The sequence below is a fragment of the Dyella sp. genome (assembly GCF_036568765.1).
In the GTDB taxonomy this organism is placed as follows: domain Bacteria; phylum Pseudomonadota; class Gammaproteobacteria; order Xanthomonadales; family Rhodanobacteraceae; genus GSA-30.
Genome location: NZ_DATCRY010000203.1, coordinates 1 through 16,438 on the forward strand (window position 1 = coordinate 1; position 16,438 = coordinate 16,438).

Genomic DNA, 16,438 nt, shown 5'->3' on the forward strand with positions numbered 1-16,438 from the left:
CCCCGCTGATGCTCACCCTCAAGCTCGACGGCCCCGACAGCCACGCCGATCTACAACTACCGCCGGTGGCGCTCGCCGATTGGTGGGAGAAAACCGCGCACGCACAGCAGCCGCCACTCGCGCTGCCGCCGGGCACCGGGAAAATCGATATCGGCAAGATCAACGCCGCCGGCATCAGCATCGAAGGCCTGCACCTGGAAACCGGTGTCGCACCCGCATCCGCTGCATCCGCTGCCGCACCGAAACGTCCTTGAACATCGGCCCATGAACGCCTTCGCTACTCCACTACTGGCCTGGTTCGACCGCCACGGCCGCAAAGACCTGCCCTGGCAGCGCGCCGACGCCAACGGTAAGCGCGATGCTTACCGCGTGTGGCTTTCGGAAGTGATGCTGCAGCAGACCCAGGTCGCTACCGTCATTCCCTACTTCGAACGCTTCGTCGCCGCGCTGCCCACCCTGCGCGATCTGGCCCAAGCCGACGAAGATCGCGTGCTGGCACTGTGGTCGGGCCTGGGCTACTACCGTCGCGCACGCTTCCTGCATCGCGCCGCGCAACTCTGTGTGGAAAAACACGGCGGCATCATGCCCGCCGATTTCGACGCATTGGCCGCCCTGCCCGGCATCGGCCGCTCCACCGCTGGCGCGATTCTCGCGCAGGCTTACGGTTTACGCTTCCCGATCCTCGACGGCAACGTCAAGCGCGTACTGACGCGCTACCACGGCGTACATGGCCACCCCAGCGAAAGCGCGGTCGAAAAAACACTGTGGCAATACGCCGATCGGCACACGCCGGCCGAACGCGTTGCCGACTACACGCAAGCCATCATGGATCTCGGCGCCACCGTCTGCGTGCGTTCGCGCCCGCTGTGCCTGGGCTGCCCCGTCGCCGAACACTGCGTCGCCCGCCGCGGCGGCCTCACCGCGCAACTGCCCACGCCCAAGGCTGGCAAGGCGATACCCACGCGCGCGACGATGATGTTGATCCTGCGCGACGAAGACGGCCGCGTACTGCTCGAACGACGCGGCCCGCAAGGCGTGTGGTCGGGCCTGTGGAGTCTGCCCGAAGCCAGCGACCACGACGACGCCTGGCGCACCGCACAGAAACTCGCGCGCGTCGACGACGCCATCACCCTGACGCCATTCGTCCACGTCTTCAGCCATTACCGCCTCAACGTCGAACCCTGGCTGTTCGACGATGCCACCGCACCGAATGCGGTAGCCGACACTTCTGCGCAGCGCTGGTACGCGCCGGAAGAACTTCCCACGCTCGGCCTGCCCGCCCCCGTGCGCAGCCTGCTGCAAGCCCTGCCCGCAAGGAAAACCGTATGAGTCGCACCATCCACTGCGCCAAGCTCGGCATCGACGCCGAAGGCCTCGACTTCGCCCCCTGGCCCGGCCCGCTCGGCCAGCGTATCTATGCCGAAATCTCAAAGTCCGCATGGCAAGAATGGCTAGCCCACCAGACCATGCTGATCAACGAATACCGCCTCAACCCGCTGGATCCCAAGGCACGCCAGTTCCTGGGCGCGGAGATGGAGAAATTCCTGTTCGGCGGCGACGTAAAGCAGCCCGAGGGCTATGTCGCACCGGAAGGTTGAGCGGCAAGCTTGACGAAGCCGCGCATAGTCGGTTTAATACGCGGCTCCACGCGATGATCCACTCAGGACCATCCACCCTGGCCGGGTAGCTCAGTTGGTAGAGCAGGGGATTGAAAATCCCCGTGTCGGCGGTTCGATTCCGTCCCCGGCCACCATTTTTAAGCGGTTTTCGAAGTCTCGAAAAACTCTCCGCTAAAAACTTACCTCGTTGCTAAAAACTATTTCGATTCGCATAGTGCGCTTCGCGTTTAATGCCCTGTGTAACCTCGCGGCTTGACGCCCTCAATATCATGCCGCAATGAGGGGCCGCGAACATCAGGAACGTTCAACCAGTGCGCCTTCGCGTTCTCAATTGTCTTATAGCTATGGTTGGTCGAGGCGCGCCATTCCTTGGCGCCCTTGGGTTGCAGCGCGAGCAGCACGGACCCTCCGACGCAGTAGCCGACTGTGGCGAAGATCTCCGCATAGCGCGGGCTACCCTGGCGAACCATGGCGCTTGGTCGAAGGGCTGGTGCCAGCTAATGATGGAGGTCTCGGACATGCACCGAGAGGCTACGCTGCACCAGTCTCAGCGGCAGAGAGGTCGTCAGGGCTTGACACAGGGCGGTCGTGACGCTTGGTCGACACCGCAACGGAAATCCAGCACGAGGAATTCCGGGAAGTCGTGACACGACAATCGGCCCAATGACAACCAGCGGGCAGAATCCATGAATAACCAAGACTATGAAGATATCCATGAGCTGATAGGCGTTCTCAGAGCGATACTTTCCCTATGGAGAGACTTTCGCAGAGGCTTCCCACGGCATAGCAGTTAGAGCGCCGCCTGCCCTTCCCCCTGCGCCGCACTCGATGACCCGGGCGTGTGCTGCACCCAACCGAAGGCCACCGGCTGCGGAAGCTGGGCGATGATCGCATCGGCCGTCGGCAGGGGGCTATTCGGGCCATCCATTAATTGCTGCTCTCGCCCAAGCCACTCGTCCGTGAACGCTCAAATTCTGGGTGGCCCCGATTGCGGCGATACGGCGACATCGGAAGGACGCCTGATGTTTAGCTTGCCGGGGGGGCTTTTGCCGCTTTTGAGAATGATATTCGTGCCGAGCGGCAGGCCGATGGGATCGCCAAGGCCAAGCAGAAGGGTGTGACATTTGGCCGAAAGCGTGCGTTAACGGATGACCAGTGCAAGCGAATCCGCACCCTTAGGCAGGAAGAAAAGTTCTCGGTTGCCCAGTTGGCCGAACGCTTCAACGTCGGCGTTGCTACGGTCTACCGCGTGCTGCAAGAACCAGCCTGAACTATATGATTCAATAATCGCGGAATGTCGGCTTGCGACCCATTGCGGCCGGCTCTAGGGGTGAGGAAATCCAAAACAATGAAATGGGAGGGGACATGAAGACGCCGGACGAATTTGCCCAGGCAATGAACGAAAGGAAGGCTGACCCGAGCAAGATGGCCAAAGCCAATCCGCCAGACCCAACTAGCAGATCAGTTGGAGCAATTCTTTTCGTGGGTGGCTTGGTGGGGGCCGGCTATTGCTGGATGACGATTGACGAAGCAGCGCATCACGCGCCTGAAATTACATACTCATGGAAGATTGCCTTTGGCTCTCCCTTGGTCCTTCTGATAGGGCTGATGTGGATGATCCTCGGAGAAAAGGGGCCTAAGTACTTGGGCCCGGCTTACGCGCCTACTCGTTCGGGAGCGATCTTCTACGTTGTATCTGGCGTTTTGGCGGTAGTTTGTTGCTACGCGTTCGGCCATTACTTGCGATCATTCGGATATGACGTTGGCTTCTGACGCCTCTTCAATGCTGAGCACAGCGCCTAGGACGATCTGTCTATTACCCGACGTCCCCCCGCTTTGAGTAGCGGGTCTGTTTGGAGTCCGGAGTTACTTTAACTGCTTGGCGTAGGCGGCGGGTGTCAGTCTGCCCAGCGCTTTCTTCGGTCGCTCCTCGTTGTATTCGCGTCGCCAGCGTTCGATCTCGGTGCGGGCGTGCAGCAAGCTCGGGAACCAATGTTCGTTGAGGCACTCGTCGCGCAGACGCCCGTTGAACGATTCGATGTAAGCGTTCTGGTTCGGCTTGCCCGGTTCGATCAGGCGTAACTGCACGCCGCGTTCGTGCGCCCAGGCGACCATTGCCTTGCCGCAAAACTCCTTGCCGTTGTCGGTGCGGATCGTCTTGGGCAGGCCGCGACTGTGCGCCAGGCGGTCCAGCACGCGCGTCACGCCCTTGCCGGAGATCGCTCGCTCGACTTCGATGCCCACCGATTCATGCGTGGCATCGTCGACGATGGTCAGGCACTTGAGCACGCGGGCGTCAGCGGTGCGGTCGAACACGAAATCCTTCGACCACACTTCGTTGGCCGCCGACGGGCGAAACAACGGTTGCCGCTCGCTTACTGGCACCTTCTTGCGCTTGCGTCGACGCACCTGCAGCCGCTGTTCCTGATACAGCCGCTCCACGCGCTTGTAATTCACCGGTACGCCTTCCTGCCGGAGCTTCAGATGGATCATCCCCACGCCGTAGCGCTTGTGCCGCTGCGCCAGCGCCATGGTGCGTTGCCGGAGGCCCACGTTACGGTCCGGGCGTGGTATGTAGCGGTAGGCGCTGGCGCTCATGCCCGCGATGCGCAACGAGCGCCGCTCGCTCAGTCCCTTGTCGATCATCTGGCGCACCAACGCGCGTCGGGCAGGTGCGCCTACGGTTTTTTTCGCAGGACGTCCTTGATCACCTCGTTTTCAAGCATCTGCTCGGCCAACAGCTTCTTCAGCCGCGTGTTCTCAGTCTCAAGTTCCTTCAGGCGCTTGGCGTCAGGCACGCTCATGCCGCCGAACTTGCTGCGCCACAGGTAGTAGGAGGCTTCGCTGAAACCATGCTGGCGGCACAGCTCCTTGATCGGTAGGCCGGCGTCCGCCTCACGCAGGAAGCCGATGATCTGCTCTTCGGTAAATCGCTTCTTCACGTCCAATCTCCGTCGATGGTGGGATTGGACTCCAAATCGCCGTGCTACTCAAAAGCGGGGGGACGTCGGGGCGTTCGATAGGCATTAGGATCTTGCTTGGCCTACACCGGGACGCAAATCGGAGCCATCCACTAACTACTTAGACCAAACCTCCAAATCATAGAACTCAATTGCTTCTTGCATTAAAGATAAAACGTCACCCCCGTCTTTCCTGAAAAAGGAATCCCCCAGGCGCTGCCCTGATATAACGACGGAGTACGGCATTTCAGAGCGAGCCCCATCGACCTTAATCAGCACGACAGACCCGTCACGGCCTATCGCATCCAAACCAGCCAGTAAAGCTGCCGCACGACTCCACTTGCGGACAAGCTCATCTGTAACATGCCCTTTCGCAAGTAGCTGCCCAATCAAAGCGAGATCATTCATTTCCATACCTCATTTTCCAAGCGCATTCGTAATATCTTCTACGTCTCTAAGATTACCAGTGCTTACCCGATCAATCACAGAGCGAATCTTTGCCGCAGATGGGGCCATCCACTAATCGAGTCTCCACTAGCGAACCCTTCCCGCATCCGAATTCTCTTCGAAAGCAATCACCTGAATGAGATCCCTGCAGCCCGTAAATCTTGTCCGTTACTGGACGCCCCACTGATCCCTGCCTCATAACCAGGCACCAAACAACGCCTCGACAACCATCGCATTAAACCCATCCTGCCCACGCCAGTTGGCAATGAACTTCCAATCAGGTGTCCCGCCAAGCCGAGGTCGATTCGGGGCGAGAGCCTCAAGAATCCCAGCACACGCCATTATCTCCAGCAGCCTGCTTCGCTCCTCTTTCGAGGAAGGCACAACATCCTTCAATCTTTCGCGTAGAGCACCTGGAGCATCATTCGGGCGTAGCGACGTCGCCACTTCCAATATCCCCTTTAAGATCTCAACATCCTCGGATGTCGGCTCAGGAATCTCGGCCTTCTCCAATTGCTCCAGATCTAGCAATGTGTAGATCAAGTCACCATGACGCACCCCTCCCCAGCGGACGCGTTCAAAGTTGAGGACATTGAGATCCTCCTGCCAATAAGTATCCTGCCCTGCGCATACACCACACTCATATCTCCAATACGGTATCGATACTCCATTTTTGAAGCTGTGCCCGCCCAAGCGCCTTAGGTTCTGGTAGATGTGCGTGGAAACTCGCTTTGCCACATACCATGACGCAAGGCCCGAGCGCCAATCGACCCGCCGGGTAGATAGGCTGCATAGGAAAGCCTTGGCCGGTTTGCCTGGCGGCATCCCCTCGACTAGGTCGACGATGCGCTCAATCAGAGCGTCATGCGTTATGACAAGCGGATCGAACATCAGGCCCTGAGCTTTGGCGTATTCGAAGTCCTCCGGCGGCGTGTTTCTGTAGTCGCTGTCTATCCAACCGTTCCGCCAGAAGGTGTCGAATAGGATCTGCTTGGCTCTTTGATCGATCTGGGTCATGGGTTAAGGGGATCCGTCTTGGGAAGGGCGTTCCATCGTGGTCGTAGCGTGCCACTTCGCCTACGCTGCGACGATCCCGAGTGTAGTCAACGCCAGAAGCTAAAAACATAATAGTGGATAAACGCGTATGCAATAAATGCATAACGCTTTGATGCGTATAGTTTTATGGCCTTCCAGCTGAATCGGAGAGGGTCATGGCTACGGCCAAGAAAGCTGTTCGCCGCCAGGCAAAGTCGATCTACCGTCCGGAAAACCAAGTCATCATCGAACTGCTACGGGTATTCCGAGATCGCACCGGCCTGAACCAAGTGCAGTTTGCAGAGGTGCTTGGCCGGACTCAGAGCTATGTGAGCGCTGCGGAACGCGGGGCCAAAATGGATACCCTACAGATCAGGGACTGGTGCATCGCTTGTGGCACGGACCTAGTGACTTGGGCAACCGAGGTTGAGCGCGCGCTTAAGGTTGGAAGCAAATTGGGAGGGCGTAAGATCTAAGTGGAGTCAGTGTCAAATCAAGGACCGCTTAAATCGGAACTGGTGATTCGGAGCCATCCACTAATTGCTGCTCTCGCCCAAGCCACTCATCTGTGAACGCTAAAACTCTGGACGGCCCCAATTGCAGAGAGATACAAATCTTGGGCGGCCCCAATCACACCACCATCGCCGTGTGAAGCCTAACCTCCTCATGGGGCGCCAGACGCTTTGGCATCAATCTAAAGCCCACGATTCAGTACCGGTAGTTTCCCACTAGCAAGTGCGAACCTTGAGTTGCTTGTTATCCAGGGTCTTCGCGAGCAGTTTCGGGCTCAGCTAATCGTCGACGATTGACGTAATTTTGCGTAGCACCGGCTTTCGCAGGCGCTTGCCGATTGCCGACGTTTCGCACCCCGCGCTAAAGGCAAACATTTACAGTATTTGATTTAATAGACCCCGCATAGGCAGAAAACTCCTTGGCCATCTTATCGTGGTAGATGATAGTAAGGTCGTAACACCCATCTTTAATTCCATACAAACCAAGCATCCACTCTATATCCATATCACGACCAAAAAAATCACCAGGATATAAAACTATATAGTTTTCCTTTGACTGTATATCCTCATTAGGAGGAATGACCATACTGTAAGCTTTACCATGACTCCTAACATCCACTTGAAGAACGCCAAACGCTGGATTTTGTGTAAATAATCTGCTTATCTTATAATTTATACCCGACATATTTTTGATAGAAAGCCTAAGGCTCCCACCAATAACATCGGCTCGAAAGTTAAAAACGTTGTCCGCAAGCGATAACTTCGGAAACAACGACAAACACACAAAAACAAAAATCAAAACTAATTTATAATGGCGTATAAACATGATATTTCTCGATCATGGATTTGTTAGCAGGACTAAGGGAATTGAAATACCCATCCCGTTTATGCCTCTCACTAGACACTTCCGCTGGAGTGAGTCCAAAACGGCGTATATTTGCCTCCGTTAGCTCAAGATCATACGCCTGAACTTCTCGCATAAGAAAAGCCGGGCTATTCGACTGAAGACCATCCTTTAGCTCCCTCATTTTCGAAAACTGCACATGCCAATGCACACCAACCTCATGAAAAAGCATCGCTCCAATCATACCAAATGAATTTCTGAAGAGCGGCTCCGCCACATCCAACTGCCCATCGAACGACATGCTAGCATTGGCCCCACTGTCAAACTTATAGGCAAATGTAAGGTTTTTATAGTCTATATTAAAGTAGTCCATTACCACCATCGCAGCCTTTATTCTATCGGCCGCACTAATGTTTTCAAAGTATGGCTTGAGCTTGTCAGGCGTATTCAATGGAACAGTCGCCTTGTTTTTTACTTCGCCACCCCCACCACCTTCGGAATCGCCATGCGGTGATATATATATCTCATATGGATAACCGTAGTAATCACCATTGGTCGGCAACATCCCGGATCTATCAATAAGACCTACTGGATTGTTAAATGCATATGCAAATCTGTTAAACAGACTTACGCCCCCTGGCAACACCGCTACTAAATCAGCGCTAACGAACCTTGCAGCATCAGGGTCGTAATATCGTGCAGACATATAGACAAGCTTCACATCAGCATCGTAGAAATTACCCGCGTAACGAACACCATCGCCAGCACTACCTGTAACCACTTGACCGAAAGGTCTATATTCGAAGCTCGCTGTTATTTCCCCAAACTTATCTGCCTCCGCCAGCACATCTCCCCTAGGACCCTCATAGATGTACGTGACATTTTCTGCACACGCAACAACAGGAACTATCGCACAAAGAATGCTCAAGTATCGAACAATGAAACCTAACGATTTTTGCTTTTTCCTCATAGCACAACCCTTTAGAACCCGATCGCCCATGCCGAACAACCAACGGCATTACAAGCCCTCACAGAAAACTGGTAGTACAGAGGCACATTAGGAATTGTTGCCGTGCCAATAACAAATGTAGTCGCAGCTCCGCTATATACACTCGCGCCAGTGTCGTTACGCTTGGCCTCGTAATACGTCGCGCCGCTAACAGCGTTCCAGACCGCCTTATTTCCCTCTAGCTTCGAGCTTGGGAAATAGTCTTCTACGTGCGCCCCTGTAGGCGCCACTGGAACCAGGGATACCACGATCGACCCCGCTCCGCTAAACGGGCCGCAGCCACCGGTGTTGCAAGCCTGCACGCGATACCCATACGTGCCATTACCGCGACCGCTCGTTGGCCAACTCAGCGCACTGGTGTTCTGTACCGTGCCCCATGCGCCGCCGTTGGTTTGCTCCTGCAACAGATATGTTGTCGCGCCACTTACACCACTCCAGCTCACCGTATAGCTGCCTGTATTGCTGCTTGCCGGCACATTCAGGCTTGGTGCGCTCGCTGGCGGAATCGTGACCGCCACCGCGCCGCTCGTGGCATAACCGCCGCAACCGTTCGCATTGCAGGCTTTGACCCGATACGTATAGCTGGCCGTTGCCCCCACACTGAAGCTGTCGCTGGTGGCCGCACCGCTGTAGATCTCTGCGAACGCACCGCCGTTAATACTCTGCTCTAACGTGTAGCTCGTCGCGTATGCTGCGCTCGCCCAGATCACGCTTACCGGGCCGTTGCTGCTAGTCGGCGTGCTGATGCTGGCTGGTGTCGGCGGAACATGCGCCACAGTGACCGTGTTGGATGGCGTGAGCGCGCTACAGCCGCTCGCATTGCAGGCCTGGACCTGATAGCTGTAGATGGCATCCACCGGATTGCTTAGCGTGTAACTGGTAGCACTACTGTTCTGCACCTGGTTCCACGGATTGCTGTTCTGTTTCTGCTGCAATTTATAGCCGGTCGCCCCCGTCACACTGCTCCAGGTGACAGTAAGGCTACTCAGGTCGCCCGCCACCGTAGCCGTCGCGGTCGCCGGTGCGGCGGGTGCTGTGAGCGCGGCCGGCACTTGGAACGTCCCCGAACCTCCCAGCACGAGGTTGCCATTCCCCACCGGCGAGTCGCCGTACATGTATATCGGCAAGCCGCCATATTGCTGACGCACCGCCGTGGTCAGTGGAATGCTGAAGCGATAGCTGCCCGTAGTGACCTGGCAAGCGGCCTGCACCGCCGGCTCGCTGGTCACATTCGCCGTCCCGGTCGCCACCCGCACCCCGCCGACGCCCGAAGCGCCGCCCGCGAACACTTCCACCGTGATCGACTGCGCCAGCCCCGTGGAGCAAGCCCAGCCACTTAGCGTGGCATTGCCACTGCCATCGATGTTGATGCCGTCGATGTTGCCCGTGACGGTCGTGGCATAACCTTCATTGCGAGCGATCAGCTTCTTGCCGAGGAACACATAATCCGTACTCTTGGTGGTGTTGGCCTCGTACTGGTACAGCAGCTGCCCATCCTGGGTATAGAAGTAATAAGTCGGGTTGCCGCTGACCGGAGTTTTCAGGACGCGACGGCCGGACGCGTCGTAGGCGTAGCTATCCAGCCCCGGGATCTGCAAGAGCTGGTTCTTCTCGTCGAACACCAGGGAGGTGGTGTTCTTGCTCGTCACGTTGCCGCGATTGTCGTAGCCGAAGCTGAAGGCCGTACTTGCACCGTTGGTGATGCTCGCCAGCCGGTTGGTGGCGTCGTAGTTATAGGTGAAGGTCTGACCGTCGCTGACCCGGCTGCGGATGTTGTTGAGCGGGTCGTAGTTATAGGTTTCCGTGCCCCACAAGCCAGCCGCCTGGGCGCTGGTCAGGCGGTTGAGCGCGTCGTAGCCGAAGCTCTTGGTGCGCGGGCCGCCAGCCAGGTCGTTGATGTTGGTGATGTTGCCGTTGGCGTCGTAGAGGTAATCCTCGCTCAGGTTCAGCGTACTGCCCTGGGCATAGCTGAAGTTGCTGAGCAGGTTTCGGGCGTTCTTCTGCACCAGGTAGTCGGTGCCGTTGCCGAAGGTGAAATGCTCGACATCGCCGTCCGGGAAGTAACTGACGTTGCTGGCGAAGCTACCGGCCACCGTGGGGCGACCCAGCGCATCCGGGGCATAGTTGACTACCAGGCCGTCCGGGTAGCTGATACTGGCCAGGTGCGCGTTGGCATCGTGGCTGTAGCGGATGACATTGCTGCCGTTGCCCGTGACGCTCATCGTCTCGGCGGTCAGCTGGGCCAGCTTGTTGCGGGTGGCCGTCCAGGTGGTGATACCCGACGTGGTGGTTTGCACGTTACCGAGCGGATCGTAGGTGTACGCCGTGCTCTGGGTGCCTGTCGGTGGAGCCAGGGTCAGCAGGCGGTTCATCGCGTCGTAGCTGCGATTCGTCTTGGCCGTGTCGGCCACCTGTTCCTGGCCGCAGGCCGTACCGGTAATCGCCAAGCCTGACGCCGTCCAGGCGATATTGTTCGCCAGATCGTAGGCCGTCACTTCACTGCCGCTTTCGGGCTCGGTGGTGCGGCACAGGCGGTGGAAGCTGTCATAGGTCAGCGTCTTGGTGACGCTGTCGCTTTCGGTGCCATAAAGACCCGATTGGGTGATCGCCAGCGGGTTGCCGTAGATGTCGCGACTGATCGTCTGGGTGATGCCACCGGGCGCCTGGACCTGGATCACCGACTGGTAGGCCGGCTGATCGAAGACCTGGTAGCTCGTCGTGGTGAGATTGCCCTTCGGATCGGTGACCTGCTCCCGCGCACCGGACAGATAGGCGGTGTGTGTGGTTAGCGTGCCCAGCTCGGAATCCTGCTGGGTGTCGGTCAAGCGTTCCAGGGCGTCATAGACGCTGTGCGTGCCGGCCGTGAGCGCCGTCAGGTCTGGGTTGCCCGCACCCGGATAGGAGACGAAGGTCTTCTGCCCCTTCCAGTCGTAGTCGGTGCGAGTCGTGCTGACCGAGGCGTTGCCGCTGATCGCGGTATCGGACAGGACCGGGCGCAGCATGGCGTCGAAGTAGGTGACGCTCTGCGCGTTGCCTTGCGAGCTGATGCGGCGCCAGTGGTTCGCGCCAACACCGCGCTCGGCACTGGGGACCAAGGCATAGCTGAAGGTCTTCGACGCCCAGGCCGCTTCGTCGCCGGTCGGATACGTAATCCCCGTGATACGACCGATGCTGTCGTAGCTATAGCTCGTCGTGTTACCGGCCTGGTCGGTAATGGAGCTGATCTGGCCGAAGTCATCGATGACCAGGCTCTGCCCATGACCATCGGGATAGCCGATGGTTTGCGGGATACCTCGCTTGTAGTTGCTGAGCGAGGTGGTGTGATTATTAGGATCGGTAAAGCTGGCCAGATTACCCTGCGCATCGTAGCCATAGCTCATCAGTAACTGACCGAATCGCGAGCGCGATTGCAGCGTGACGTTGCTCAGGTTGTAGGTGTTGATGCTTTCGGTCTCGCCTGTCGTCAGGTTATCAACCTGTTGCGGCAAGCCGAGCATCCAGTGCGGCAGATCGTTGAGATAGGTCGTTTGCTCCTCAATGGCCGCCTGTCCAATGATGCTGCTATAGCGCCTCACCCTTGCTTCTTGGGCAAACTCATTGAATGCGGTAACTTCGGAAGTGTAAGTGTCTTCGCCGTCCTGCGTAATTGTGCGCTTCTGCAACGGATGCAACTTGCTCTGCTGTTCTTCATTAAGGTAAACCTGGGTCGTGGAACCTAGGGATGAAGGCCAGGGCCAACTTCCGCCGAGCGCATACTGATCGTCTTCGGTGCGAAGGACATTCGTGCCCAAAGCTCCACTGAAAAACTCCGTCTTCGTCAGCAAGCTTTCCGAGGCGTCAAAACGGTTACTGAAGTTGTAACGTATCGCAGCACCTTTCGGATCGGTCACTACCGTCCAAACATTGCTTACGCACCCCGTGGAGCAGTCCTCGATTGCACTCTGATTTGCTGGCGAATAGCTGTAGTTCCAGGTCAGATCGATGCCCGCGCCCGTAAAATGTTTTTGGGTAACGGCCGCGACAACATAGAGATCGGGTGTCAATGCCTCATGGACACCCGTACCCATGTCTACGCAGGTATTTGGCGTATATGAGCGACCTCGGACTGTGCTCTGTACGGTAAATGTGCCCGTCAGCCCGGAAGGATGGGTCATCCATGCCGAAGAAGTTGGCCCCGTGTTCGCCTGCAAAGTCGCACAGCCGGTCGTATACGTGACCAACGTATCGAACTTGGGTGAGCGAAACGTATCCAAATGAAAAGCCCATGCACTGCCATCGGGCTGAAGCACCTGGCTAAGCGCGGGAACGTTGGGATCGCTCGAATAGGCGTAAAACCACGTCCGTGGCAGGCCCGCATCGGGCTGCAGCGTCACCGAGTGCAAGCGATAGGCAGGCGGATCCGTAAATCCACTGCTCGCCGGACGCTGCCATGTCTCATAGCTCAAAATAAGCTTTCGGCCATCGCTCGCTTCGATCTGCGTAGCGTTGCCATTCGCGTCATATGAATAGGTCAGTGAGTTGCCAAAGCGATCGCGAACGACCGACACCATCATCAAGCCGATGCGGCGATAAAGCGCGCCGAGGCTCGCATGCGCCATCGTCGGTGCCGTCTTATAGATCAGATGATCGAACCAGTATCTGGTTCCATCGGGCGCCACCGCCAGAAAACCTTGCCCAGGTTGCCCGTTCGATGTTTGGGACAGGCAACTGATAGCCCAATGCTGCAAGGTGACGATCGGGTAGCTGGCACCATCCTGCGGCACCTGATTGTTCGCTGTAGCACGGCTCAGCAAATCCTGGCTGGCACCATCGGCCGTGACCATCTGATAGCCATGCCACCACTTTCTGGGCTCCCAGTCGATCGGTTCCTGACCCTGCTTGGCCGGTACCACAATGTCTGGCGGACTGGCGAAGTTTGAACAGCGGTTAGAATCGTCAATGAAGGTCCATTGGCCGTACGTCGTTCCTTGCCAGTTGCTAGGCCCGGATAAGGTCTCTATATGGGGAATATTGAGCGTCCAATCGACCAGTTGGCTGTTCAGCACATCTTGGTAATACTGATTGAACGGAAGATCGGGAATCTTATACGTGCGCGACAGCAGCAAATCTGGCCCTTGGCCACTGAGCTTTACATCGGTTTGCGTAAAAGAAAGGCTGCCGTTGTAAAGGCTGATGTTTTCTCCGAATGGGTTCTCACCCAGCGGCTGTATATCCTCGGTAACCTTGATCTTTTTCTTGTATTCGTCTTCGGGAGATACCGAGGCAGATTGCGCCAGGACCTGAGCTGCCCAAAACGCGCAGCACGCAAACACGATCACCGCACGCACCGCGCGGCCTAAAGTAATACGCATATTTCCCCAGCCCCTGTACTGTGTCGTATGCCTAAGCGCTAGAGAAGATGCACCCTTTAACACCTAAGCAGATCGCTTATTAATAACAGTTTCGCATAAATTTGCGCAGTCAGCGACTTCCTGCGGTCTTGTCAGAAATATCCTACGCAAGGGATCCAACTCCCGTTATCGCTACCAGCTAGCACCGATGCTTCGGCAGCACTCGCAAAGCGTACGATCGGCCGAGACAGCAGGTAACTTGCCGTCTCGGCCAGTTCATCAACGAAGGAAATCGAGAGCCTGCTGAACAAAGGCGGCGTGGTACTGGAAAATTCCGCCATGGCTGGCATCCGGGAAAATGCTGAGCTGCGCATTGGGCAGCCGGCATGCCAGCTCGAACGAATTGATGGTCGGTGCCATGACATCGTCGTCGCCATTGGCAACCAGCACAGGGTGTTGAATCCCGATCGGCTTGGATGCCTCGCCCTGCCTCCAGGCATAGATGGCCGTCAATTGGGCATGAATGGTCTCGTTGCTTATCGGAGCATCCCGGTCTTCCGTGCGCGCGCCCAAACGAGCGAGGAACGCATTGGCCGCGGCCTGGCCGTTATCGGTTTGCGAGAAGAACAGGAAGTGCTTCGGATGCTTGCCCGAGGCAGCGGCCTTGGCCACGCCGTCTTGCAGGACTGCGCCCATGCTCGAGATGCCTTCGCCACCTTTGGGACCGGAGCCGGCGATGATAATCTTGCGGACGAGATCGGGCTGGTCCTGGGCTATTACCTGAGCGACGAAGCCGCCCAGCGAGAATCCCAGCAGATCGACCTTGTCCAATCCGAGCGCACGGATGAAGGAGATTGCATCTTGCGCCATTGCTTCGACCGAGGCCGGCGTCGTGCCGCCCGACCGGCCCACGCCACGATTGTCGAATGCAATGACATGACGACTGACTGACAGGCCATTCACGACAGCCGGATCTTTATTGGCATCCCTGCTGGATTGCGATGGGTTGGACCTCAGCAACTTTGCCGGTCGCCTGATCAATTGGAAAGCCTGGGGCTATATGGCGGTGGACGGTCACGTCTTCGACATTGGCGTACAGACATGGCGCGCCCTGGAAGCCCTTCAAGCTGGTGCGCGACCGGAGCATGCCGGCCCCGCCAGCGAGCACGACAACGGAAATGGCGCGCTGATGCGCGTGCTGCCCCTGGCACTGTGGCATCAGGGCGATGACGAGTCTCTTATGGCCTTGGCAGCGCAGCAGTGTCTGCCCACGCATGGACATCCCCGCTCCGCGGTAGCAAGCGCCATGCTCTGCCTATGGGCTCGCGCCGAACTTTCTTCGGTTTCTTCCAGCTGGGATGCCGCCGCCGCGTCGCTTCGGATCCATGGGCCCGCTGCCGGCCTGCCGAGCGAGGAAGTCGAGCTCGTGCTGGACTCGGCACACCTTCAAAGGGTGGCGGGAACGGGATACGTAGTGGATACGCTCTGGTCGGCGCGCCACGCGCTAGACAATGCGGGCGATTATGCCGGAGCTGTTCGTAGCGCCATCGCACTGGGTAACGACACGGACACAACGGCCGCGGTCACCGGGGGCATAGCCGGTATCCGGTTCGGATTGTCCGGTATCCCCCAGACGTGGCGCGAGCGATTGCGAGGTAAAGATATACTCGACGAACTGCAGGAAAAGCTCCTCTGCAGGGCCCAGGTCCTCTGATTCATACGGAAGCCATCGCGAGCGGACGCAAGACAACTGACTCGGTGACGAACTCATGGCAACACTCGAACGCGCAATAGCCATCGCCGCAGAGGCCCATGCAGGCCAGATCGATAAAGGCGGGCAACCGTACATCCTCCATCCGCTCAGGGTGATGCTGCGAGTCAATTCAACCTGGGAACGCATGGCGGCAGTACTTCATGATGTCGTCGAAGACTCGCCCGTCACGCTCGACAAGCTCAGAGAGGAAGGATTTCCGCTGGAGGTTATCGCCGCCGTTGACGCATTGACCAAGCGCAAGGGCGAATCTCGCTTGGATGCGGCCAGGAGGGCGAGGCAGGATCCCGTTGCCGTTGTCGTCAAGCTGGCCGATAACGCCGAAAACATGGATTTGTCGCGAATAATTGAACCCACAGAGCGAGATTACGCGAGGCTTGAGGAATACAAAGCCGTTCGATCCATTCTGCTTGCTAACTCGAACGAAAGCGATTGATCGGGAACCCATGTGGACTTCAGCAGGCCTTGTAGCTTCGGTTTTCATCGTCGCCCCAATGAACTCGAAGAATGGGAGCTTTGCCCCGTATTTCACGGGGATGACGAGCTACCTTGTCGCAAGACGCGACGTTCGTATTCGACGACGCCACGGGTGATTTCGTATCGGGACATATCGACATCGGAGGGGATAACCTGCCGTTTCGCCGAGTCCAGGCGGTGCCGTAACAGCTTGCTGGATGGCCGATCCGTCAACTCCAGGTCGTGCTGATCGGAATCGAGTCCCATCGTTCGGCTCTGTCGCGACTAAAGGGAACCTCCAAAAACTTGCTTTCTGTGGGAGCGACTTCAGTCGCGACAATCGTGCCTCACCGCAAGTCCTTGTCGCGACTGAAGTCGCTCCCACAACGATAGGATCCGCTTTCGCTATATTCGGGCGATTGAGAGGTTTTTAGACGTTCCCTGAAGTCGCTCCC

The 16,438-nt window shown here is 57.4% G+C and carries 16 protein-coding genes, 1 tRNA gene and 1 pseudogene; 9 read left to right on the forward strand and 9 right to left on the reverse strand.

Annotation, left to right across the window (positions count from 1 at the left end; all coding sequences use genetic code 11):
- The 4 genes and pseudogenes from VIM98_RS14070 to VIM98_RS14085 all read left to right on the forward strand — a co-directional run.
- Nucleotides 1-254: pseudogene (locus tag VIM98_RS14070) on the forward strand (membrane assembly protein AsmA); the annotation flags it as partial.
- 10 nt (nt 255-264) lie between these two features.
- Nucleotides 265-1,329, forward strand: coding sequence for an A/G-specific adenine glycosylase (gene mutY, locus VIM98_RS14075; RefSeq protein ID WP_331993737.1), 1,065 nt, complete (start codon nt 265-267; stop codon nt 1,327-1,329).
- Nucleotides 1,326-1,598, forward strand: coding sequence for an oxidative damage protection protein (locus VIM98_RS14080; protein ID WP_331993738.1), 273 nt, complete (start codon nt 1,326-1,328; stop codon nt 1,596-1,598). Before mutY ends, VIM98_RS14080 begins: the two co-directional genes overlap by 4 nt.
- A gap of 79 nt (nt 1,599-1,677) precedes the next feature.
- A tRNA-Phe gene (locus VIM98_RS14085) sits at nt 1,678-1,753 on the forward strand.
- Between the two features lie 656 nt (nt 1,754-2,409).
- Here VIM98_RS14085 and VIM98_RS14090 read toward each other — a convergent pair.
- Entirely contained in the window at nt 2,410-2,547 is a 138-nt protein-coding gene (locus VIM98_RS14090; RefSeq protein ID WP_331993739.1) for a hypothetical protein, read from the reverse strand.
- Between the two features lie 189 nt (nt 2,548-2,736).
- Between VIM98_RS14090 and VIM98_RS14095 the strand changes: the two genes are divergently transcribed.
- Together VIM98_RS14095 and VIM98_RS14100 are read left to right on the forward strand one after the other, a co-directional pair.
- Complete coding sequence (locus tag VIM98_RS14095) at nt 2,737-2,889, forward strand: helix-turn-helix domain-containing protein (RefSeq protein WP_331993740.1); 153 nt, start codon at nt 2,737-2,739, stop codon at nt 2,887-2,889.
- Between the two features lie 95 nt (nt 2,890-2,984).
- Entirely contained in the window at nt 2,985-3,392 is a 408-nt protein-coding gene (locus tag VIM98_RS14100; protein WP_331993741.1) for a hypothetical protein, read from the forward strand.
- Between the two features lie 93 nt (nt 3,393-3,485).
- Here the strand turns inward: VIM98_RS14100 and VIM98_RS14105 are convergent.
- The 3 genes from VIM98_RS14105 to VIM98_RS14115 form a co-directional block, all read right to left on the reverse strand.
- Nucleotides 3,486-4,561, reverse strand: a protein-coding gene (locus VIM98_RS14105; RefSeq protein WP_414650222.1) for an IS3 family transposase whose coding sequence is annotated in 2 segments (ribosomal slippage) — nt 3,486-4,303 and nt 4,303-4,561 — 1,077 coding nt in all. Because the reading frame shifts where the segments join, the coding sequence is not laid out codon by codon here.
- A 135-nt stretch (nt 4,562-4,696) separates the two neighbouring features.
- Nucleotides 4,697-4,987, reverse strand: a complete 291-nt coding sequence (locus VIM98_RS14110; protein WP_331993742.1) for a hypothetical protein — start codon at nt 4,985-4,987, stop codon at nt 4,697-4,699.
- Between the two features lie 234 nt (nt 4,988-5,221).
- Complete coding sequence (locus VIM98_RS14115; RefSeq protein ID WP_331993743.1) at nt 5,222-6,043, reverse strand: hypothetical protein; 822 nt, start codon at nt 6,041-6,043, stop codon at nt 5,222-5,224.
- A 194-nt stretch (nt 6,044-6,237) separates the two neighbouring features.
- Here VIM98_RS14115 and VIM98_RS14120 point away from each other — a divergent pair, with 194 nt between their 5' ends.
- Entirely contained in the window at nt 6,238-6,537 is a 300-nt protein-coding gene (locus VIM98_RS14120; protein WP_331993744.1) for a helix-turn-helix transcriptional regulator, read from the forward strand.
- A 397-nt stretch (nt 6,538-6,934) separates the two neighbouring features.
- On the opposite strand, the gene VIM98_RS14125 is transcribed toward VIM98_RS14120, so the two are convergent.
- The 4 genes from VIM98_RS14125 to VIM98_RS14140 all read right to left on the reverse strand — a co-directional run bounded on the left by VIM98_RS14125 (nt 6,935) and on the right by VIM98_RS14140 (nt 14,719).
- Entirely contained in the window at nt 6,935-7,399 is a 465-nt protein-coding gene (locus tag VIM98_RS14125; protein ID WP_331993745.1) for a hypothetical protein, read from the reverse strand.
- The gene (locus tag VIM98_RS14130; protein ID WP_331993746.1) at nt 7,380-8,387 is read right to left on the reverse strand and encodes an RHS repeat-associated core domain-containing protein; all 1,008 of its coding nucleotides are present in this window, start codon (nt 8,385-8,387) and stop codon (nt 7,380-7,382) included. The genes VIM98_RS14125 and VIM98_RS14130 overlap by 20 nt, the downstream gene beginning before the upstream one ends.
- Before the next feature lie 11 nt (nt 8,388-8,398).
- Complete coding sequence (locus VIM98_RS14135; RefSeq protein ID WP_331993747.1) at nt 8,399-13,777, reverse strand: hypothetical protein; 5,379 nt, start codon at nt 13,775-13,777, stop codon at nt 8,399-8,401.
- A gap of 258 nt (nt 13,778-14,035) precedes the next feature.
- Entirely contained in the window at nt 14,036-14,719 is a 684-nt protein-coding gene (locus VIM98_RS14140; protein ID WP_331993748.1) for an alpha/beta hydrolase, read from the reverse strand.
- A 16-nt stretch (nt 14,720-14,735) separates the two neighbouring features.
- Here VIM98_RS14140 and VIM98_RS14145 point away from each other — a divergent pair, with 16 nt between their 5' ends.
- Complete coding sequence (locus VIM98_RS14145) at nt 14,736-15,470, forward strand: ADP-ribosylglycohydrolase family protein (protein WP_331993749.1); 735 nt, start codon at nt 14,736-14,738, stop codon at nt 15,468-15,470.
- Nucleotides 15,471-15,525: 55 nt separating this feature from the next.
- Complete coding sequence (locus tag VIM98_RS14150) at nt 15,526-15,963, forward strand: HD domain-containing protein (protein WP_331993750.1); 438 nt, start codon at nt 15,526-15,528, stop codon at nt 15,961-15,963.
- Between the two features lie 92 nt (nt 15,964-16,055).
- Here VIM98_RS14150 and VIM98_RS14155 read toward each other — a convergent pair whose 3' ends face one another.
- Nucleotides 16,056-16,250, reverse strand: a complete 195-nt coding sequence (locus VIM98_RS14155; protein ID WP_331993751.1) for a hypothetical protein — start codon at nt 16,248-16,250, stop codon at nt 16,056-16,058.
- Nucleotides 16,251-16,438: the final 188 nt, after the last annotated feature.